At 55.9% G+C, this 299-nt stretch carries 1 protein-coding gene; it reads left to right on the top strand.

The window, feature by feature from the left end; all coding sequences use genetic code 11:
• The coding region (locus tag ABR397_RS23730; protein WP_350307838.1) for an AMP-binding protein at window positions 1-299 on the top strand (299 nt) is incomplete at both ends.

Below are 299 nucleotides of genomic sequence, written 5' to 3'. Positions count from 1 at the left end.
AGACGCGGATTATTTGGCCCGGCTGATTGATACCGCCGGTATCACCACATTGCACTTTGTGCCTTCCATGTTACAGCAGTTTGTGCAGATGGTTGCGCCGGAGCACGCCTGTGCCTCTCTCAAGCGGGTGATTTGCAGCGGTGAGGCCTTGCCGCAAGAGCTGCAACAGCGCTTTTTCTCCCACTTTAAGGCCGAATTGCACAACCTGTATGGCCCAACCGAAGCCGCGATTGATGTCACCTATTGGGTCTGTCAGCGCGAGGATAAACGCCACTTTGTCCCCATTGGCCGCCCGATTG

The organism is Photorhabdus viridis, from assembly GCF_040256935.1.
Lineage (GTDB): Bacteria > Pseudomonadota > Gammaproteobacteria > Enterobacterales > Enterobacteriaceae > Photorhabdus > Photorhabdus viridis.
This window is presented reverse-complemented; position numbering and strand designations above follow the sequence as displayed.